Annotated in this window: 20 protein-coding genes; 5 read left to right on the top strand and 15 right to left on the bottom strand. The window is 75.0% G+C overall.

Translation table 11 applies throughout. The features are described 5' to 3' along the window. Positions 1–16: 16 nt before the first annotated feature. The 3 genes from H596_RS0108120 to H596_RS0108110 are packed head-to-tail and all read left to right on the top strand — an operon-like array spanning position 17 to position 1,658. On the top strand, positions 17–982 hold the full coding sequence (locus H596_RS0108120) for a Bug family tripartite tricarboxylate transporter substrate binding protein (RefSeq protein WP_027284458.1): 966 nt from the start codon (positions 17–19) through the stop codon (positions 980–982). Between the two features lie 48 nt (positions 983–1,030). Next, positions 1,031–1,381, top strand: coding sequence for a DUF1244 domain-containing protein (locus tag H596_RS20720; protein ID WP_051212639.1), 351 nt, complete (start codon positions 1,031–1,033; stop codon positions 1,379–1,381). Positions 1,382–1,400: 19 nt separating this feature from the next. Next, positions 1,401–1,658 (top strand): DUF2312 domain-containing protein, encoded by a 258-nt coding sequence (locus H596_RS0108110; protein WP_027284457.1) that lies wholly within the window; start codon positions 1,401–1,403, stop codon positions 1,656–1,658. A 43-nt stretch (positions 1,659–1,701) separates the two neighbouring features. Here the strand turns inward: H596_RS0108110 and H596_RS0108105 are convergent, their stop codons facing one another. From H596_RS0108105 to H596_RS24560, 3 genes are read right to left on the bottom strand one after another with little or no spacing between them, the layout of a single operon-like run. Next, positions 1,702–2,214, bottom strand: a complete 513-nt coding sequence (locus H596_RS0108105) for a CinA family protein (RefSeq protein ID WP_027284456.1) — start codon at positions 2,212–2,214, stop codon at positions 1,702–1,704. Next, positions 2,214–2,639: a phosphatidylglycerophosphatase A family protein gene (locus H596_RS0108100; RefSeq protein WP_027284455.1), complete on the bottom strand. Its 426-nt coding sequence runs from the start codon at positions 2,637–2,639 to the stop codon at positions 2,214–2,216. Before H596_RS0108100 ends, H596_RS0108105 begins: the two co-directional genes overlap by 1 nt. Then, positions 2,636–4,558: a lytic transglycosylase domain-containing protein gene (locus H596_RS24560; protein WP_027284454.1), complete on the bottom strand. Its 1,923-nt coding sequence runs from the start codon at positions 4,556–4,558 to the stop codon at positions 2,636–2,638. The genes H596_RS0108100 and H596_RS24560 overlap by 4 nt, the downstream gene beginning before the upstream one ends. A 99-nt stretch (positions 4,559–4,657) precedes the next feature. Here H596_RS24560 and dapA point away from each other — a divergent pair, with 99 nt between their 5' ends. Together dapA and smpB are read left to right on the top strand one after the other, a co-directional pair. Continuing rightward, entirely contained in the window at positions 4,658–5,539 is an 882-nt protein-coding gene (dapA, locus tag H596_RS0108090) for a 4-hydroxy-tetrahydrodipicolinate synthase (protein WP_027284453.1), read from the top strand. After that, the gene (smpB, locus tag H596_RS0108085; RefSeq protein ID WP_027284452.1) at positions 5,539–6,024 is read left to right on the top strand and encodes an SsrA-binding protein SmpB; all 486 of its coding nucleotides are present in this window, start codon (positions 5,539–5,541) and stop codon (positions 6,022–6,024) included. Before dapA ends, smpB begins: the two co-directional genes overlap by 1 nt. Before the next feature lie 29 nt (positions 6,025–6,053). Here smpB and H596_RS0108080 read toward each other — a convergent pair whose 3' ends face one another. The 12 genes from H596_RS0108080 to murB all read right to left on the bottom strand — a co-directional run bounded on the left by H596_RS0108080 (position 6,054) and on the right by murB (position 19,756). Next, positions 6,054–6,818, bottom strand: a complete 765-nt coding sequence (locus tag H596_RS0108080; protein ID WP_408735276.1) for an arginyltransferase — start codon at positions 6,816–6,818, stop codon at positions 6,054–6,056. Between the two features lie 65 nt (positions 6,819–6,883). Next, positions 6,884–7,192 carry a P-II family nitrogen regulator gene (locus H596_RS0108075; RefSeq protein ID WP_027284450.1) on the bottom strand — a complete coding sequence of 103 codons (309 nt, stop codon included), beginning with the start codon at positions 7,190–7,192 and terminating at the stop codon, positions 6,884–6,886. Between the two features lie 4 nt (positions 7,193–7,196). Continuing rightward, a complete protein-coding gene (locus H596_RS0108070; RefSeq protein WP_027284449.1) occupies positions 7,197–8,153 on the bottom strand; it encodes a sodium-dependent bicarbonate transport family permease in 957 nt (318 codons plus the stop codon). 9 nt (positions 8,154–8,162) lie between these two features. Beyond that, positions 8,163–10,253 (bottom strand): NAD-dependent DNA ligase LigA, encoded by a 2,091-nt coding sequence (ligA, locus tag H596_RS0108065; protein WP_027284448.1) that lies wholly within the window; start codon positions 10,251–10,253, stop codon positions 8,163–8,165. Beyond that, positions 10,250–11,941: a DNA repair protein RecN gene (gene recN / locus H596_RS24375; protein WP_027284447.1), complete on the bottom strand. Its 1,692-nt coding sequence runs from the start codon at positions 11,939–11,941 to the stop codon at positions 10,250–10,252. The genes ligA and recN overlap by 4 nt, the downstream gene beginning before the upstream one ends. Positions 11,942–11,957: 16 nt before the next feature. Further along, on the bottom strand, positions 11,958–12,809 hold the full coding sequence (locus H596_RS0108055; protein ID WP_027284446.1) for an outer membrane protein assembly factor BamD: 852 nt from the start codon (positions 12,807–12,809) through the stop codon (positions 11,958–11,960). A 66-nt stretch (positions 12,810–12,875) separates the two neighbouring features. Then, positions 12,876–13,817 (bottom strand): UDP-3-O-acyl-N-acetylglucosamine deacetylase, encoded by a 942-nt coding sequence (lpxC, locus tag H596_RS20715; RefSeq protein WP_051212637.1) that lies wholly within the window; start codon positions 13,815–13,817, stop codon positions 12,876–12,878. 266 nt (positions 13,818–14,083) lie between these two features. Next, positions 14,084–15,601 (bottom strand): cell division protein FtsZ, encoded by a 1,518-nt coding sequence (gene ftsZ, locus H596_RS0108045; RefSeq protein WP_027284445.1) that lies wholly within the window; start codon positions 15,599–15,601, stop codon positions 14,084–14,086. A 136-nt stretch (positions 15,602–15,737) separates the two neighbouring features. Next, on the bottom strand, positions 15,738–17,042 hold the full coding sequence (ftsA, locus tag H596_RS0108040) for a cell division protein FtsA (RefSeq protein ID WP_027284444.1): 1,305 nt from the start codon (positions 17,040–17,042) through the stop codon (positions 15,738–15,740). After that, positions 17,039–17,911, bottom strand: a complete 873-nt coding sequence (locus H596_RS20710) for a cell division protein FtsQ/DivIB (RefSeq protein ID WP_051212635.1) — start codon at positions 17,909–17,911, stop codon at positions 17,039–17,041. The genes ftsA and H596_RS20710 overlap by 4 nt, the downstream gene beginning before the upstream one ends. Further along, positions 17,901–18,821 carry a D-alanine--D-alanine ligase gene (locus tag H596_RS0108030; RefSeq protein ID WP_027284443.1) on the bottom strand — a complete coding sequence of 307 codons (921 nt, stop codon included), beginning with the start codon at positions 18,819–18,821 and terminating at the stop codon, positions 17,901–17,903. The genes H596_RS20710 and H596_RS0108030 overlap by 11 nt, the downstream gene beginning before the upstream one ends. Continuing rightward, the gene (murB, locus tag H596_RS0108025; protein WP_245583971.1) at positions 18,818–19,756 is read right to left on the bottom strand and encodes a UDP-N-acetylmuramate dehydrogenase; all 939 of its coding nucleotides are present in this window, start codon (positions 19,754–19,756) and stop codon (positions 18,818–18,820) included. The genes H596_RS0108030 and murB overlap by 4 nt, the downstream gene beginning before the upstream one ends. Positions 19,757–19,758 lie beyond the last annotated feature (2 nt).

Raw genomic sequence — 19,758 nt, 5'->3', positions numbered from 1 at the left:
CCTCGGGAGGAACGCCATGATCCGCCGCCGCGCCGCGGTCGCGCTGCCCGTGCTGCTCGCCACACCCGCGCTGGCGCAGCCCGGCTTCCCGGGCCGGCCGCTGACGCTGATGATCCCCTTCGCCGCGGGCGGGCCGACCGACATGATCGGCCGGCTGCTGGCCGAGGGCATGGCGAAGGAACTGGGCCAGCCCGTGGCGGCGGAGAACGTGACGGGGGCGGGCGGCACCATCGCCGCCGCGCGCGTCGCGCAGTCGCGCCCCGACGGGCACACGCTGCTCATCCACCACATCGGCCTGGCGGCGGCGGCCACGCTCTACCGCCAGCTTCCCTTCAGCATCGAACGCGGCCTCGCGCCGCTCGGCATCGTCTCGCACACCGGCATGACGCTGGTGGCGCGGCCCGATTTCCCGGCGCGCGACCTCGCCGGCTACATCGCCCTGCTGCGCGAGCAGGGCGAGCGGCTGAACCTCGGCCACAGCGGGCTGGGCGGCTCCAACCAGCTCTGCGGCATGCTGCTGCAGCACGCGGCGGGGCGCAGCGCCACCACCATCGTCTTCCGCGGCAGCGCGCCGGCGATGACGGAGATGATGGCCGGCCGGCTCGACATCTCCTGCGAGCAGGCGACGGTGGCCGCGCCCTTCGTGCGCGACGGCCGCATCAAGGCCTATGCCGTGACGCTGCCCGAGCGCATCCCCGGCTTCGAGGTGCCGACGGCGCGCGAGCAGGGGGTGGATCTCGTGATGTCCGCCTGGCACGGGCTCTACGCCGCGGCAGGCACGCCGCCCGAGGTGCAGGAGCGCCTGGCCGCCGCCATCCGCGCCGCGCTGCGCGAGGAGCGCCTGCGGCAGCGCTTCGCCGAGACGCTGACCACGGTGGCGGCCGAGGCCGAGGCCACCCCCGCCCACCACGCGCGCTTCCTGGCGAGCGAGATCGCCCGGCTGCGCCCCCTCATCCTCGCCGCCGGGCAGTTCGCGGATTGAAGCCGGGCGCGGGCGGGGGCATCTGACGAAGCAGCGAAGGAGGAGCCCATGCCCGCACCCCAGCCCGAAGCGAACCTCGCCCTCGGCGCCGCCGCCGGCCTCGACGCCGCGACGCGCGAGAAGATCGAGGCCGCGGCCTTCCGCAAGCTCGTGCAGCACCTGCGCGAGCGCACGGACGTGCAGAACATCGACATGATGAACCTCACCGGCTTCTGCCGGAACTGCCTCTCGCGCTGGTATCAGGAGGCGGCGGCCGATGCGGGCCTCCCTCTCGAGACGCCCGCCGCGCGCGAGGTGATCTACGGCATGGACTACAAGGCCTGGCAGGCGGCGCACCAGAAGGAGGCGAGCGAGGCGCAGAAGCAGGCCTTCGCCGCGGCCATGGCCAAGCATGGCTGAGCGGGCTAAAGCCCCGCGCATGGCGAACAGGGACGACAACGAGGTGGGCGGCATCGCCGCCGACCGTCTGCGCAGCATCGTCGAGCGCATCGAGCGGCTGGAGGAGGAGCGCAAGGCGCTCGCCTCCGACATCAAGGACATCTACGCCGAGGCGAAATCCGCCGGCTTCGAGGTGAAGGTGATCCGCCAGCTCATCCAGCTCCGCAAGAAGGAGCCGGCGGAGGTGGAGGAGCAGGAGACGCTGCTCGACCTCTACAGGCGCGCGCTGGGCATGTGATCGGGCGGCGCGGCCGCCCTTATCGTGGCTTCAGCCGCTGGGATCACTCGGGCCGGATGAAGCTCTGCCGAGGGCGCAGCGCCTCGATCAGCGAGAAGGCCGCGCGCACCGTCGCCGCGCGCACCGCCGCGCGGTCCCCGGGAAAGACCTCCCGACGGTGCAGCAAGGGCCCGCCGCGCCGCGCGGCGGCGAGGTGGACGAGGCCCACGGGCTTCGCCGCACTCCCTCCGCCCGGCCCCGCGATGCCGGTGCAGGCCACAGCGATCTCCGCGCCCGAGCGGGCCAGCGCGCCCTCGGCCATGGCGCGGGCCACCTCCTCGCTCACCGCGCCCAGCCGGGCGATCAGCGCCGGGTCCACCCCCAGCATCGCGGCCTTCGCCTCGTTCGAGTAGGTGACATAGCCGCACAGCAGCGTGGCGGAGGAGCCGGGAATGGCCGTCAGCGCCGCCGCGATCAGCCCGCCCGTGCAGCTCTCGGCCGTGGCGAGGGTCAGCCCCTGCGCCTGCAGCCGCGCGAGCAGCGCCGCCGCCTCCTCCAGCGTGCCGGCCTCCAGCATCAGCCGAGCCCCGCGGCGTGGAAGGCGAGCACGCCGAGCGCGGCCAGCCCGCCCGCCGCCAGGTCATCGGCCATCACGCCGAAGGGGCCGGGCTGGCGGTCGGCCCAGCCCACGGGGCCGGGCTTGGCGATGTCGAACAGCCGGAACAGGGCGAAGGCCAGGGCCGCGCCCCAGAGGCTCATGGCGAAGGCCAGCGCGAAGCTCATGCCCGCCGCCTCGTCCACCACCACCCAGTCGGGATCGCGCTCGGCCTCGGGCAGCCGGTTCAGCGCCCAGAACCCGGCCAGGGTGAAGGCGGCGCAGGCCGCCATGGCCACCCAGCCCGGCAGCAGCGCGAGCGGCAGCACCGCCGCCGAACCCCAGGTGCCGGGCGCGGGCCGCAGCCCGCCGACGCCCCAGAGCGAGGCGATGCGCGCCGGGCTCACGGCCGCCAGGCCGCCATGGGGTGGTCGAGCCCCGCCGTGCGCGGATCCTTCGCGCGATAGACGGCGAGGTTCTCGATCACGCGCTGGACGTAGTTGCGCGTCTCCCCGAAGGGGATCTGCTCCATCCAGTCGAGCATGCTCACCTGCCCGCCGCGCGGGTCGCCATAGGTGACGAGCCATTCCTCCACCCGCCCCGTGCCGGCGTTGTAGGCGGCCAGCGCGAAGGGCAGCACGCCGCCGAAACGCTCCAGCCGCTCCTGGATGTAGGCGGCGCCCAGCCGCTTGTTGTGCGCGGGGTCGGTGGTGAGCCATTCCGTCCGGTGGGGGATGCCGAGCCGCCGCGCCACCGCCGTCGCGGTGGCGGGGAGAAGCTGCATTACCCCCCGGGCATTGGCGGAGGAGACCGCCTCCGGGTCGAAATTGCTCTCCTGCCGGGCGATGGCGAAGACGAGGGCGGGCTCGGCCAGGCCTTCGGGGGCGGGGTAGGGGCGCGGCCAGCCATCCTCCACCAGCATCGCGCCCTGCGCGCCGCCGCGCCGGGCCACCCACACCGCGAAATCCGGCCGGCCGATGGCGGTGGCGAGCCGCGCGACCAGCAGCCGCTCGGCGTTGGAGGGGGAGGTTTCCTCGAGCCGCAGCAGGAAGATCCGCGCGCGCCGCGCCTCGCCCAGATCGCCCAGCAGCGCGACGAGGCGCGCGAGCTCCCGCCCCGCGAAGGCGCGCGCCTCGGCGGGGCTGGGACGCGGCACCTCGAGGCCGTTGATGCGCGCGCTGATCTGCGCGCCGTTCTCGCCCAGCGCCAGCGCCGCCATCTGGCCATAGAAGGTGACGGGGAAGGCCGCCGCCTCCTGGTAGCGGGCGCGGGCGCGGGCGGGGTCGCGCTCGGCCCGGCCTTCCCAGTAGAGGCTGCGGGCCTGGGTGATGGCGCTGCGGCTGCCCTCGCGCACCCGGCGGAAATGCGCCAGCGCCCGGGCCGGATCCTCGAGGAAGCGCAGCGCGATGAAGCCCGAGAGGAACTCCGCCTCCTGGCGCGGCTCGCCCGGCAGGCTCTGGCCGTGCTGGCTCGCCACCTGGTAGGCGAGGCGCGGCTCGCCGAGGCGCAGCAGCTTGCGCGCGAGCACCTGACGCTCGGTCCAGAGGGCGCGCTGCGCGGCGGCGTCCAGCCCCTGCTGGGCGGCGGCGCCGGCGGCCCAGGCGGCGGCGGCCTCGCGGTCGGCGTCGCGCTGGCGCAGGGCGCGGGCGCGGGCGAGGGTGGCCCCGGCGTCGCGGGCGGCGGCGGCGGCCTCCGCCTCGGCCCCCGCGGCGCGGAGCTGCGCGAGCGCCCGGCGCGGCGCATCGAGCAGCGGCGCCACGCGCTCCGCCCCGGCCGCGTCGCGGGCGAACCAGAGCCGGTTGTAGCGGCGCCAGTGGCTCTCCGCGTCCAGCAGCGCGCCGGCGCGCTCGAGGAAGAGCGCCTCGGCCGCCGCATCGCCCGGCGCGTCCTCGGCCCAGGCGCGGCGGGCGGCGCGGGCCGCCTCCTCGCGGCGGCCGGCGGCGAGCAGGGCCGCGACATGGCGCCCTGCCCCATCGAGCGTGCGGGCGGGGCGGGGGGCGAAGAAGCGCAGCACCAGCGCGTCATCGGGCTCGGCGGCCAGCAGCGCCTCGGCGTTGCGCTGCAGCGCCTCCTGCATCGGCCAGTCGGCCGCGCTTTCGATGAAGCCCACCATCTCCGTCGCGCTGGCCGCGCCGCCGCGCTGGGTGAGGCGCATCCACTGCACCATCTTCGCGATCAGCGGATCGGCCTGGACGGCGAGGGACTGCGCCTCGCCCCAGCGCCCGGCCTGGGCGGCGGCCAGGGCCTGGCGCGCGGCCTCGCGCGGGGGCTGGGCCGCGGCGGCCACGGGAAGCAGCAGGGCGAGGGCGAGGAGGAGGCGTCGCATCCCCCGTTTCTAGCCCCGGGGCGGGGCTGCCATCCACCCGGCGCGCTTGTTGCGCGGCGGCGACGGGACTACCTGTGGTGCACGAGAGGAACGCCCGCCATGCGCTTCACCGGCTCCCTGACCGCCCTTGTCACGCCCATGCACGCCGACGGGCGCGTGGACGAGAGGGCCTATGCCGCCCTCGTCGAGTGGCAGATCGCCGAGGGGACGGAGGGGCTCGTGCCCGTCGGCACCACCGGCGAATCCCCCACCCTCAGCCATGACGAGCACAAGCGCGTGGTGGAGATCTGCATCGAGGCCGCGGCCGGGCGGGTGCCCGTGATCGCGGGCACGGGCAGCAACTCCACCGCCGAGGCCATCGAGCTCACCCGGCACGCGAAGCAGGCCGGGGCGGACGCCGCGCTGGTGGTGACGCCCTACTACAACAAGCCCACCCAGGCGGGGCTCTACGCGCATTTCATGGCCATCGCCGAGGCGGTGGACCTGCCGATCATCATCTACAACATCCCCGGCCGCAGCGTGATCGACATGACGCCCGAGACGATGGGGCGGCTGGCGAAGCACCCCAACATCGTCGGCGTGAAGGACGCGACGGCCAATCTCGCCCGGCCGCTGCACCAGCGCCGCGCCTGCGGGGCGGATTTCATCCAGCTCTCGGGCGAGGACCACACGGCGCTCGCCTTCCTCGCCGCGGGCGGGCATGGCTGCATCAGCGTCACCTCCAACATCGCGCCGCGCCTCTGCGCGGAGATGCACCGCGCGTGGCGCGAGGGCCGGCTGGCCGAGGCGATGGCGATCCAGGACCGGCTGCTGCCGGTGCATGACGCGCTGTTCTGCGAGACCTCGCCCGGGCCGGTGAAATACGCCGCGAGCCTGCTCGGCCACGGGACGGCGCATTGCCGCCTGCCGCTCGCCCCCATCGCGCCCGAGACGGCGGCGCGGGTGGAGGGCGCGATGCGCGAGGCCGGCCTGCTGAACTGATGGCGGAACCCCGCAAGAAGCCGCTCATCTCCACCGGCCTCGCCGCGCAGAACCGCAGGGCCCGGCACGACTACAAGATCGGCGAGGTGATCGAGGCCGGGATCGTCCTGCAGGGCCCCGAGGTGAAGAGCCTGCGCGCCGGCCGCGCCTCGCTCAACGAGGCCTGGGCGGGCGAGCGCGACGGCGAAATCTGGCTGTTCGGCTGCCATATCGGAGAATGGCAGCCGGGCAGCTACATGGCGAAGATGGACCCGGTGCGGCCGCGCAAGCTGCTGCTGCACAAGAAGCAGGTGCGTGAACTGGCGGGCGCCGTCACCCGCGCCGGCGCCACGCTGGTGCCGCTCGAAATCCGCTTCAACGAGAAGGGCCGGGCGAAGGTGCTGATCGGCCTCGCCACCGGCAAGAAGCTGCACGACAAGCGCGCCGACATCGCCAAGCGCGACTGGGAGCGCGACAAGGCGCGGCTGATGCGCGAGAAGGGCTGATCACCGGGCCGGCCTGACCGCCGGACGCATCATCCCACCGTGACCGGCGCGGTCGGCAGGGCGCCCGCCTCCGCGAGCGGCCGCCACTGCCCTTGCAGCAGCACCTCGGCCGGGCGGAAGCCGGCCTTGTAGGCCATTTTCCGGCTCTCCGGCACCCAGTAGCCCAGATAGACGTAGGGCAGGGCGGAGCGTTTCGCCTCCTCGAGCAGCCACATCACCGCCTGGGTGCCGAGGCTGCGCCGCTCCTCCTCCGGCGCGAAGAAGCTGTAAACGGCGGAGAGCCCGTCCGAAAGCCAGTCCGTCAGGCAGGCGCCGAGCAGCCGCCCGCCCTCGTCGCGGAACTCGACGATGCCGGTGGTGATCGGCGTGTCCTCCACCATGGCGCGGTAGTCGTAGAAGCCCATCGCCGCCATGTCGCCCCCGGCGTGGCGGCCCTGCTGGTAGCGCTGGAACAGGGCGAACTGTTCGGCCGTGGCGCGGGCGGGGGTGATGCGCGCCGCGAGCCCCGCATTGCGCTGGGCGATCCGGCGCTGGGTGCGGCTGGGGGCGAAATCCGCCGCCCGCACGCGGATCGGGATGCAGGCCCGGCAGCCGGGGCAGACGGGCGAATAGGCGATGTTGTGGCTGCGCCGGAAGCCCGCGCGCGAGAGCCGGTCGTGCAGCGCCTCGGAATCCGCGCCGGTCAGTTCGGTCACGATCTTCCGCTCCGTCCGGCCCGGCAGGTAGGGGCAGGGCAGGGGGGTGGTGGTGTAGAAGAACTGCGGACGTCGGGCGCGGCTGTGCACCCCCGCAATGTCGCGGCTGGTGGCCCCGGCTTCAACCCCGCAGCCGCGCCGCGGCTGGGCGGGCGCGGGGCGCCTCAGCGGAAATGCTCGGCGCGCAGCACCGCGCAGTCGCTGACCGAGACGATGGCCGGGCGCGCGCCGAGCAGCTCCTCGCGCGCCTCCAGCACCTTCGCCGCCACCGCCTCGGAGGCGATGCACAGCACCAGCACATTGTCGAAGACGCCCGCGAGATCGCCGCCCCGGCGCATGCCCGTGCGCCCGCGCCCCGAGACGACGGGCAGGATGGTCCAGCCCGAGGCGCCGCAGGCGTCGAGCAGATCGGTCACCTGCTCGGCGCGCACCGCCTCCACCACGATCTCGATGCGCTTGCGGGAATGGGTCATGCCCTCAGCCTCCGGCCAGGCGCTGCGCGAGCGCAAGATGGATGGGGATGCCCAGCACCACGTTGAACGGGAAGGTCACCGCGAGCGAGAGGGTGACATAGACGCCCGGATCCGCCTCGGGCAGCGCGAGCCGCATGGCCGCCGGCACCGCGATGTAGGAGGCCGAGCCCGCCAGCACCGCCATCAGCGCCGCGCCCCCGGGCGAGAGCCCCGCCGCCATTCCCGCCGCCAGCCCGCAGCCCGCGCCGAAGAGCGGCATGAGGATGCCGAAGGCGATCAGCCGCGGCTCCAGCGCCTGGGGCGCCGCCCGCAACTGCCGCGCGGCGAGCAGCCCCATGTCCAGCAGGAAGAGGCAGAGCGCGCCCTGGAACAGCCCCTCCACGAAGGGCGAGAGCGCCGCCGCCGCCCGCGCGCCGCCCAGCCAGCCGATCAGGAAGGAGCCGAGCAGCAGCACCACCGAGCCGTTCAGCAGCACCTCGCGCAGCAGCTTCGCCCGGTCCTTGGGCTTGCGCGCCGCCCCGCCGCGCTGGGCGAGCAGCAGGGCGGTGAGGATGGCCGGCGTCTCCATCGCCGCCAGCACGGCGGGCAGGAAGGGCTCGGCGGTCAGGCCCGCCGCCTGCACCGCCGCGAGCCCCGCGGCGAAGGTGACCACGCTGACCGAGCCGTAATGCCCCGCCACCGCCGCCGCCGTCGGCCGATCGAGCCGCGTCAGGCCGCGCAGCCCCGCATAGGCCGGGATGGGCAGCAGGAAGGAGAGCAGGATGCCCGCCGCCAGCGCCGGCAGCATGCCCGCCGCCCCGCCCGGCGCGGCGATGGCGATGCCGCCCTTCACGCCGATGGCGAGCATCAGATAGAGCGACAGCGCCTTGGAGAGCGCCTCGGGCACCGCGAGGTCGCTGCGCGCGAGCGCCGCGGCGAAGCCCAGCGCGAAGAACATCACCGGGACGGGGATGGCCTCCATCGCCGCGGCTCACCCCAGCCCGGCCAGGGCGCGGAACTCCTCCTCGCTCAGCACCCGGATGCCGAGCTCGGCCGCCTTGGCGGCCTTGGAGCCGGCATCGGCCCCCACCACCACGAGATCCGTCTTTCTCGAGACGCTCTTGGTCACCTTCGCGCCCAGCGCCTCGGCCCTTGCCTCCGCCTCCTGGCGCGAGAGGCCGGCCAGCGTGCCGGTGAACACCACCGTCTTGCCCGCGAGGGGGCTGTCGCTCGCCTCCGCATGGACCTCGCCGGGCGTGACCTCGGAGAGCAGATCGTCGAGGGCGGCGAGATTGCGCGGCTCGGCGAAGAACTCCACCAGCTCCTCGGCGATGGCGGGGCCGATGCCCTGGATGCCGCCCAGCTCCTCGCGCGCCTCGCTGCCGATGACGCGCGCGGCGATCATGCGCTCGCGCAGCGCACCGATGGAGTGGTAGTGCCGCGCGAGCAGCTTCGCGTTCTGCTCGCCGATGCGGCGGATGCCGAGCGCGAAGAGGAAGCGTTCGAGAGGCGGCGTCCGGCGGCTCTCGATGGCATCGAGCAGCTTGCGGGTGGAGAGCGCGCCCCAGCCCTCCAGCGCCGCGAGCTGCTCGGCCCGGCGGTGCAGGCGGAAGATCTCGGCCGGCGAGGCGAGCCAGCCCAGCGCGTGCAGCGTCTCGATGCGCTCCTCGCCCAGCCCCTCGATGTCCATGGCGCGGCGCGAGACGAAATGCTTGAGCCGCTCCACGCGCTGGGCGGGGCAGATCAGCCCGCCGGTGCAGCGGCGCACCACGTCGTCGCCTTCGCGCACCGCGTGGCTGCCGCAGGCGGGGCAGGTGGTGGGGAAGGCGAAGGGGACGGCATGGGGCGGCCGGCGCTCCGGCACCACGCCGATGATCTGCGGGATCACGTCGCCCGCGCGCTGGACGATGACGGTATCCCCCTCGCGGATGTCCTTGCGCGCGATCTCCTCCTCGTTGTGCAGGCTCGCATGGGTGACGGTGACGCCGCCGACGAAGACGGGCTCCATCACCGCGCGCGGCGTCAGCGCGCCGGTGCGCCCCACCTGGATCTCGATGCGCAGCAGCCGCGTCGTCGCCTGCTCGGCCGGGAATTTCCAGGCGATGGCCCAGCGCGGGGCGCGGCCGACGAAGCCGAGCCGCCCTTGCCAGTCGAGGCGGTCGAGCTTGTACACCACGCCGTCGATCTCGTAGGGCAGGGAGGGCCGCTCGCGCGCCATGCGCGCCTGGAAGGCCGGCGCCTCACGGTCCGTCAGACGGGTCGAGAGCGGGTTCACCGCGAAACCCCAGCGCCGCAGGAGGCCGAGCCAGTCGTGGTGCGTCGCGACCGGCGCCTCGGAGGCCTCGCCCATCGCATAGGCGAAGAGCTTGAGCGGGCGCTGCGCCGTGATGGCGGGATCGAGCTGGCGCAGCGAGCCGGCGGCGGCGTTGCGCGCGTTCACCGGGATGGTGACGGCGGGGCCGAGCTTCTCGCCGCGCGCCTTGCGCGCCTCGCGCTCGGCGGCCGCCTGCTCCTGCTGGGCGCGGAAGACCTCGAAATCGGCGCGCTCCATGAACACCTCGCCGCGGATTTCGATCAGCGCAGGAAAGGGCGGGGGCAGTTCGCGCGGCAGGTCGCGCAGGGTGAGGAGGTTGGCGGTGATGTCCTCGCCCTCCGCGCCGTCGCCGCGCGTGGCGCCGCGCACGAAGCGGCCCTGCTCGTAGAGCAGGTTCACGCTGAGCCCGTCGATCTTCGGCTCGGCCACGAAGTCGAGCGGCGTCTCCTCGGGCAGTTGCAGGAAGCGGCGGATGCGCGCGGCGAACTCCGCGAACTCGGCCTCGTCGAAGGCGTTGTCGAGGCTGAGCATGGGCGCGAGGTGGCGCGACTTCGCGAAACCCTCCGCCGCGCGGCCGGGCACGCGCTGGGTGGGGCTGTCGGGCCGCACCAGGCCGGGGTTCGCGGCCTCCAGCGCGCGCAGGCGGCGCATCAGCGCGTCGTACTCGGCGTCGCTGATCGCGGGCGCGTCCTGCTCGTAGTAGAGCGCGTCGTGGCGGGCGATCTCCTCGATCAGCCGCGCGATCTCCGCCTCGGCCGCCGCGCTCACGCCGCGCCCCGCAGCAGGGAATCCGCGGCGGCGCGCGCGGCTTCCGTCACCGTCTCGCCGGCCAGCATGCGCGCGATCTCCTCGCGCCGGGCGGCGGCGTCGAGGGGGATCACGCGCGTCTCGGCCCGCCCGCCGCGCAGCGACTTCGCCACCTGCAGATGCTGCGCCCCGCGCGCGGCCACCTGGGGCGAATGCGTCACCACCAGCACCTGAAGCCGCTCGGCCACGCGCGCCAGCCGCTCGCCCACGGCCGCGGCGGTGGCGCCGCCGATGCCCGCATCCACCTCGTCGAAGACGAGCGTGGGCACGGGCGAGCCCTGCGCCAGCACCACCTTGAGCGCGAGCATGAGGCGCGAAAGCTCGCCGCCCGAGGCGATCTTCACGAGCTGTCCGGGCGCCTGGCCGGGGTTGGTGGAGACGAGCAGCGTCACCCGGTCCACGCCCTCGGGGCCCCAGGCGGATTCCTCGCGCTCGGCCACCTCCACCACCACCCGGGCGCGGTCGAGCTTCAGCGGCGGAAGCTCGCGCGCCAGTGCGGCCTCCAGCGCGCGGGCGGCCTCGCGCCGGGCCGCGGTCAGCGCGGCGGCGGCCTCGAGATAGCCGCGCCGGGCCGCGTCGCGCGCCAGGGTCAGCGCGCCCACACGGTCCGTCCCCGCATCGAGCGCGGCGAGGCGGCGCGTCAGGGTTTCGAGGAGGCCGGGCAGCTCCACCACCGCCACGCCATGCTTCCGCGCGGCGCTGCGCAGGGCGTAGAGACGGTCCTCCAGCGCCTCCAGCCGGCGCGGGTCGGGCATGGCGTCGCCGGCCAGGCGCTCCAGCAGCCGCTCGGCCTCGGCGAGCTGGTCCTGCGCGGCGGCGAGCGCGGCCAGCACCGGCTGCACCGCCTCGGCGAAGCCCGAGCCGGGGGCGGCGGGCAGGCGTTCCAGCGCGCGGGCGGCGTTGCGCAGCGCGGCGGCGGGCTGGGCGCTGCGCCGGTCCCGCGGCTGAAGCTCGGCGAGGGCGGCGGCGATGGCCTCGGTGCGGCGCTCGGCCTGCTGCAGGGACTGGCGCTCGGCCGAGAGCGCCTCCTCCTCGCCCTCGGCCGGGGCGAGCGCGCCGAGCTCCGCCACCGCGTGGCGCAGCCATTCCTCGTCGCGCAGCGCGGCGGCCACGGCCTCCTCCGCCTCGCGCAGCGCGGCCTCGGCCTGGCGCCAGCCCTTCCAGGCGGCGGCGACGGCGGCGCGGGGCGCCTCCAGCCCGCCGAAGGCGTCGAGCAGCGCGCCATGGGTGGCGGGGTCGGCGAGGCCCACCTGGTCGTGCTGGCCCTGCACCTCGACCAGCATGGCGCCGATCCGGCGCAGCAGCGCCACCCCCACGGGCTGGTCGTTCACGAAGGCGCGGGAGCGGCCATCGGCCTGCACCACCCGGCGCAGCACCAGCGCCTCCTCGGGCTCCATGCCCTGCTCGGCCAGCAGGGCGAAGACCGGGTGGCCGGGCGGGGGCTGGAACAGGGCGGCGACGCTGGCCTGGGCCTGGCCCGCGCGCACCAGCCCCGCCTCGGCGCGCATGCCCAGCGCGAGGCCGAGGCTGTCGAGCAGGATGGACTTGCCCGCCCCGGTCTCGCCCGTCAGCACGGAGAGGCCGGGGCCGAAGGCGAGGTCCAGCCGCTCGATCAGCACCACGTCGCGGATGGAGAGCGAGGCGAGCATGGCGCCCCCGCGCCGGTCAGAAGACGGCGTTCCAGGCGCGGCGGAACAGGCCTGGGGAATCGGGGCCGCGCGGCGCGCCGGGGGTGAGCAGCGCGTAGCTGTCCTGGTACCAGGGGCTGCCGGGGAAATTGTGGCCGAGCACCGAGGCGGTGCGCGCCGCCTCCTCGGTCAGGCCGAGGGAGAGGTAGATCTCCGTCAGCCGGTGCAGCGCCTCGGGCACGTGGTTGGTGGTCTGGTAATCCTCGATGACGCGGCGGAAGCGGCCGATGGCGGCGGTGAACAGGCGCTGGCGCTGGTAGAAGCGGCCGATGTTCATCTCCCGCCCGGCGAGATGGTCGCGCGCGAGGTCGATCTTGAGGCGCGCATCCCGCGCATAGGCCGTGTCGGGGAAGCGGTTCACCACATCCTGCAGCGCGGCCAGGGCGATCTCGGTCTGGCGCTGGTCGCGCTGGCTGTCGCTGATCTGCTCGTATTGCGAGAGCGCGCGCAGGTAGTAGGCGTAGGCGATGTCGCGATGCGAGGGGTGGAGCTGGATGAAGCGGTCGAGCTGGCCGATCGCCTCGGTGTAGCGGTTGCGCATGTACTCGCCATAGGCGGCGAGGATCTTCGCGTTGGTGGTCCAGGTGGAGAAGGGGTGCTCGCGCTCCAGCGTCTCGAACACCTCCACCGCCTGCTGGAAGCGGCGCTCCTGCAGGGCGGCGACGCCGGCGGCGTAGAGCGCCTCGGGCGAGCGGTCAACGATGCCGGCGACCGCCTGGCGGCGGGATTCGAACAGCCCGGCCATGGAGCCGTCCCACTGCGTCACGCCGCAGGCCGAGAGCGGCAGCGCGGCGAGCAGGAGAAGGGCGGGGGCGGTGAGGTGGCGCATCTGGACGGTCTGACTCCGGGCGGCCCGCTCTATACCATGCGGGCGCGGGCCCGCCACCGGGGCGGATCAGGCGGCGGGAACCAGCCGCTCCGCCTCCGTCGTCTCGGCCTCCAGCGCGTGCCCGGCGTGCAGGCGCCAGGCCGAACGGTCGGCCAGCAGGGCGCGCAGCAGGCGGTTGTTCAGCGCATGGCCCGAGCGCGCGCCGCGGAACCGGCCCGAGATGGGGTGGCCCGCCAGGGCGAGATCCCCCACCACATCCAGCAGCTTGTGGCGCACGAACTCCTCGGGGTGGCGCAGCCCGCCGGGGTTGAGCACCAGCGGCCCGTCCACCACCACCGCATTCTCGAGGCTGCCGCCGCGCGCGAGCCCGGCGGCGCGCAGCCGCGCCACCTCCTCGGCCAGGGTGAAGGTGCGCGCGCGGGCGAGCTCGGCGCGGAAGCTCGCGGCGGTGACGCGCAGGGCGAAGCTCTGCCGGCCGATGGCGGTGCCGGGGAAGTCGATCTCCAGCTCCGCATGGAAGCCGGGCTCCTCGGCGGGCAGCAGCTCGGCCCAGGCGCCGTGCTCGTCGGCCACGCGCACGGGCTTCAGCACCTCGATGGAGCGGCGCTGGCCGTAATGCTCCACCACCCCGGCGCAGCCGATGAGGAAGAGGAAGGGCTCGGCCGAGCCGTCGAGGATCGGCACCTCCGGCCCGTCCAGCTCCACCACCGCATCGTCGATGCCGGCGGCGCAGAGCGCGGCCATCACATGCTCGACCGTGCCCACCACCGCCTCGGGCCGCCCGGGCAGGGCGAGGGCGGTGCAGAGGCGCGTGTCGGCCACATGGTCGTGCCGGGCGGGGATGGTCACGCCGAGGTCGGAACGGTGGAAGCGGATGCCCTCTCCGCTGCGCGCGGGATGGAGCGTGAGCGCGACGGCGCGGCCGCTGTGCAGGCCCACGCCGCGGCAGCCGATGCTCTGGGCGAGCCGGCGGCGGCGTCCTGCGGGAAGCGGCGCGTAACCATCCATGCGGTGAAAACCCCCTGTGGTGCCGCCGCGCGACGCGCCCCCGCGCCTCGCTGCGCTGCGAAACTGGCAGCGGGGGCGGGCGGGCGCCAGTCAAGCGTTGTTTCGTGATGTTTCCGAATAAGCCGCTGATTTCACTTGGAGATTTGAGGCCCCTAAAGGCCTCGCCGCAGCGACTCGGCCCCCGCCGCGGCTGCGCCCGACAAGGAATCGGCCCGGCGAGGAGCGTCTCGCCGGGCCGGTCCAGGACGCCGCCGTGGCGGCGCCGGTCAGTTGCTCTGACGGCGCAGGAAGGTCGGGATGTCGAGGCGATTGTCCTCCGGCGGGGCGTCGCGACCCTGCCGGGGCAGTTCGAGCCCCGGCTCGGCGCGGCGGGCGGCGGGGGCGGGCGGCGCCTCGGCCGCGGGGCGGGGCTGGCGGATGGCCCCGGTGGCCTGACGGAAGAGCGAGCGCCAGCCGCTGCCCGGCGCCGCCTCGGCCGCGGCCGGAGGGGCGGCCATGGGCGGCGGCGCGGCCGGGGCCGGCGGCGGGGCGGGCTGCGGGGCCTCGACCATCACGGGCTCCGGCTGGGGCAGCGGCTCCTCGGCCAAGGGGGCCTGCTGGGCGACCGGCGGCGCGGCGGCCGGGGCCACCGCCTGGCGCAGCAGCCCGGCCCCGCCGGCATGGATGGGCCGGCGCGCCGCGGCGGGCGGCACCTGGGGCGCGCCGAAAGCGCCGGCGGGGCGCGGCGCGCCCATCGGCGCGGCGGCCGGGCGCTGCCCGCCCACCACCGCAAGGCGCGGCTGCGGCTGCGGCGCGGCGGCCGCCGCCACGTCGATGCCCGTGGCCACGACCGAGACGCGGATGCGCCCGTTCATCGTCTCGTCGATGGAGGAGCCGAAGATGATGTTCACCTCCGTCTCGTGCTCGCCCACCTCGCGGCGGATGCGGTTCGCGGCCTCGTCCACCTCGAACAGCGTCATGTCGTGGCCGCCGGTGATGTTGATGAGCACCCCGCGCGCCCCGCGCATCGAGGTGTCCTCCAGCAGCGGGTTGCTGATCGCCGCCTCGGCCGCGCGCAGCGCCCGGTCCTCGCCCTCCGCCTCGCCCGAGCCCATCATGGCCTTGCCCATCTCGGCCATCACGGTGCGGATGTCGGCGAAGTCGAGGTTGACCATGCCGGGGTTGACCATGAGGTCCGTCACGCCGCGCACGCCGGTGTAGAGCACGTTGTCGGCCATGCGGAACGCCTCCTGGAAGGTCGTCCGGTCATTGGCCAGCTTGAACAGGTTCTGGTTGGGCACGACGATGAGCGTGTCCACGAAGCCCTGCAGCTCCTCGATGCCCTGGTCGGCCGCGCGCTTGCGCTTCGGCCCCTCGAAGTCGAAGGGCCGGGTGACGACGCCGACGGTGAGGATGCCGCGCTCGCGCGCCATGCGCGCGATCACCGGCGCGGCACCCGTGCCCGTGCCCCCGCCCATGCCCGCGGTGACGAAGACCATGTGGCAGCCGTCCAGGTGGCGGGCCAGCTCGTCCGTCGCCTCCTCGGCCGCGGCGCGGCCGATCTCGGGCTTGGCGCCCGCGCCGAGGCCCTGTGTCAGGTGGGGCCCGAGCTGCACGCGCCGCTCGGCGCGGCTGGTGACGAGCGACTGCGCATCGGTATTGGCGACGATGAACTCCACGCCCTCGAGGCCGAGCGCGATCATGTTGTTCACCGCGTTGGTGCCGCCCCCGCCGACGCCGATGACGGCGATGCGCGGCGAGAAATCGGTGTGCTGCGACACCGGCAGCGTCAGGTTCAGCGTCATGGCCTCGTCTCTCCTTCCGCACAGACTAGGCGCGGCGGGCGAGTCGCGTCTGCCCCTCGCGCGCGAGTTGTCCCCGTCATCCCCGTAATCCACAGAGGGCGGGGGCGGGCGGCGCTCATCGCAACGGCCGCGGGCGTCACAGCCGCTCCCGCAGCCAGGTCAGAACCTGCCGGAACCAGCCGCCGGACGCCACGGGGCCGGGGGCGATGTCGAGCAGCGGCCGGCCCTCCCCGGCGGCCCAGGCGAGCAGCCCGATCGCGCCCGAGAAGGCCGGCCCCTGCGCCGTCTCGGGCAGGCCGCGCACTTGGCGCGGGCGGCCCACCCGCACCGTCACCTCGCGCCCGAGCACGATCCCGGCCAGCTCCCGCGCGCCCAGAAGCTGCGCGGCGCCGCCCGTCAGCACCACGCGCCGGCGCAGCTCGAGCGGCAGGCCGGAGGCCTCCAGCCGGTCGCGCAGCAGTTCGAAGGTCTCCTCCAGCCGCGGGCGGATGATCTTCACGATCATCTCGCGCGGGACGCGGGCGATCTGGTCCTCCTCCTCGCCCACCAGCGGGATGGGCAGCATCTCGCCCCGGTCCTCGCCCCCCAGCAGCACGCTGCCGTGCATGGTCTTGAGCCGCTCGGCGTGGCTGATCGGGGTGGAGAGCACCCGCGCGAGATCGTTCGTCACCTGCCAGCCGCCCACGGGAAGCTGCGCGGTGTGCAGCAGCTTGCCCTCGGCGAAGCAGGCGAGGCTCGTCGTGCCCGCGCCCATGTCCACGCAGACGGCGCCGAGCTCGCGCTCGTCGTCCACCAGGGTGGCGAGGCCGGCGGCGAAGGGCGAGGAGATCATCTCCTCCGCCTCCAGCTCGCAGCGGTGCAGCGTCTGGCCCAGGTTGAACAGCGCGTGGCTCGCCGCGTCCACCACGTGCAGCCGGGCGCGCAGCCGCTCGCAGACCATCTTGCGCGGATCCTCGACGCCGCCCGTCTCGTCCACGGTGAAGCCGGCGGGGAAGCTGTGCACCACCTCGCGCCCCTCGCCCTGGGTGCGGCGCGCGCCCTCCTGCAGGATGGAGCGCAGATCGGCCTCGGTGACCGCGCGGCCGCCGATCGGCCATTCGATGTGGTGGCTGCGGCTCTGCGGCTGGCCGCAGGCGAGGTTGACGATCACGCCCTTGAGCAGCGTGTCCGCCATCTGCTCGGCCTGGGCGACGGCGGCGCGGATCGCGCCCTCGGCCTCCTCCATGTCCACCACCGAGCCGGCCTTCACGCCGCGCGCCTTCTGCCAGCCGAAGCCCAGCGCGCGCGGCGCGCCGTCGCTCTCGATGCGCGCGATCACGCAGATGATCTTGCTCGAGCCGATGTCGAGCACCCCGAAGGTGCCCGGCCGGGCGCGGCCGAGCGCGAGGCGGCGGCCGGGCAGATCCGGCTGCGTCGCCAGCGGGCGGGCGATCTCGTTCATCCTCGCGTGCTCCTGGGCGGCGCCGCGGGCGCGGCGGGGGCGGGCAGGCGCAGCACCAGCCGGTCGGGCAGGCGCATGTCCACGGCGGCGAGCGGGCGGTCGAGCAGCCGCTCGCGCGCCTGCAGCTCGGCGAGGCGGACGATCGCGGCCTCCTCCTGCCCCTCGGGCAGCAGGACATCCGCGCCGTTGTGCAGACGGAGGTTCCAGCGCCGCTCCGAGACGCGCACCAGCGCCTGCACGCGGTCGGCGATCTCGGGCGCGCTGCGCAGCAGGTCGATCATCGCCGCCGCCTCGCGCTCCGCCCCGGCGCCGACCACGAGCGGCAGCGGGCCGAAGGCCTCCAGCCTCTCGGTCGCCATCACCCGGCCCTGGCGGTCGATCACCGCGAAGCGCCCCTCGCGCTGCCAGATGGCGAAGGCCTTGCGCTCCTCGATCCGCACCAGGATCGTGCCGTCGAGGCGCCGCTCGACATGCGCGCGCTCCACCCAGGCGATCTCCTCCAGCCGGGCGCGCGCCGCGTGCGGGTCGAAGTCGAGCAGCGCCTCGCCCGGAAGGATGCCGATGGCGCCGAGCAGCGCCTCGCGCGGGGTGAACTCCCGCCCCTCGATGCGGATTTCCCGCACCGCGAGGCCCGGGGCGCGGCCGATCCCGGCCAGCCAGGCGGCGGCGTCGCGCGCGCGCAGCGCGGGGTCGAGCGCCGCGACGCCCGCCGCCCCCGCCCCGACGAGGGCGATCAGCAGCAGCCCGAAGCCGGCCGCCCGCAGCAGCCCGCGGTGCTGGCGCAGGAAGATCCCGGCGGGCGAGGGCCGCTTCGGCGCCGCGGCCGCGCGGGCGCGGGCGGGCGGTTTGCGCGCGGGGCTACGCGCCATGCCGCGCCTCCCGCACCATCCAGGCGCAGAGTTCGGGGAAGCCGATGCCGTGATGCGCCGCCTGCTCGGGCAGCAGGGAGGTGGGCGTCATGCCGGGCTGGGTGTTCACCTCGAGAAGATAGAGCCTGCCCGGCTCGCCCGCCGTGTCGTCGTAGCGGAAATCGGCGCGCGAGACGCCGCGGCAGCCGAGAGCGCGGTGCGCCGCCAGGGCCACGCGCATCGCCTCCTCGGCGATGGCGGGATGCACCGGCGCGGGCAGCAGGTGGCGGCTGCCGCCCGCGGCGTATTTCGCCTCGTAGTCGTAGAAGCCCGCCTCGGTGGCGATCTCGGTGACCGCGAGCGCGCGCTCGCCCATCACCGCCACCGTCAGCTCGCGCCCCGGGATGTAGCTCTCGGCCATGATGCGCGGCCCGTGCCGCCAGGAGAGCGCGATCTCGCGCCGGCGGTTGTCGCCCTCCCGCAGGATGGCGACGCCCACGCTGCTGCCCTCGTCCACCGGCTTCACCACATAGGGGCGCGGCAGGGGATCGGCCTCGGCCAGCTCCTCGGGGCTGACCACGCGATGCGCCGCGACGGGCAGCCCATGCGCTTGGAACACCGCCTTGGCGGCGGATTTGTCCATGGCCATGGCCGAGGCGCGCACCCCCGAATGGGTGTAGGGCAGGCCCATCCAGTCCAGCACGCCCTGGATGCAGCCATCCTCGCCGAAGCGGCCGTGCAGGGCGTTGAACACCGCCTCGGGCCGCGCCGCGGCCAGCGCGCCGATGGTGGCGGGAAGATCCTCCGTCACCTCGATGGGCGTGACCGCGAAGCCCGCCGCGCGCAGCGCCGCGATCACCTGCCGGCCGGAGGAGAGGCTCACCTCGCGCTCGGCCGAGACGCCGCCGTAGAGCACCGCCACATGCGTCATGATGCGCGCTCTCCGATGCGGCGGATTTCCCACTCCAGCGCGACGCCGCTGTGCGCGAGCACGCGCGCGCGCACCGCCTCGCCCAGATCCTCGATCTCGGCCGCGCTCGCGCCGCCCGTGTTGATCAGGAAGTTGCAGTGCTTCTCGCTGACCTGCGCCGCGCCGAGCGACATTCCGCGGCAGCCGGCCGCATCGATCAGCGCCCAGGCCTTGCGGCCCGGCGGGTTGCGGAAGGTGCTGCCGCCGGTGCGCGCGCGCACGGGCTGGCTCGCCTCGCGCGCCGCGCGGATTTCGGCCATGCGCGCGGCGATGGCGGGCCGCTCGCCCGGCGCGGCGCGCAGCCGCGCGCGCGTGAGGACGCCGCGCGGGGGGAGTTCGGCATGGCGATAGGAGAAGCCGAGCGCCGCGGCGTCGAGCCGCACGAGGCCCGCGGGGGTGGCGAACTCCGCCCAGTCCAGCACATCGGCGATCTCGCGCCCGTAGGCGCCGGCGTTCATCGCCACCGCGCCGCCGATGCTGCCCGGGATGCCGCAGAGGAACTCGAGCCCCGCAAGCTCCGCGGCCGCCGCGTGCTCGGCCACCGTGGCGTCGAGCGCGGCGGCGCCGGCGATCACGCCATCCGCCTCCACCTCGATGCGGCCGAAGCCGCGCGCGGGCAGGCGCAGCACCAGGCCGCGCACCCCGCCGTCGCGGACGATGAGGTTGGAGGCCGCGCCGATGACGGTCAGCGGCGCCTCCGCCGGCAGCCCGGCGAGCAGCGCGAGCAGATCCTCCGCATCGGCCGGGCGGGCGAGCCATTCCGCCGGCCCCCCCACCCGGAACCAGGTGAAGGGCGCGAGCGGGGCGGCGCGTTCCATGCGGCCGCGGATGGGCGGCGGCAGGTCGAGCGCGCGGCGATCCTGCGGCCCGCGCAGCCCCTGCTCCGTCAGGTCCATGA

This window comes from Rubritepida flocculans DSM 14296 (assembly GCF_000425365.1).
GTDB lineage: Bacteria > Pseudomonadota > Alphaproteobacteria > Acetobacterales > Acetobacteraceae > Roseococcus > Roseococcus flocculans.
Note: the sequence above shows the minus strand (reverse complement) of the source record. Positions and strands in the feature narration are given on the sequence as shown.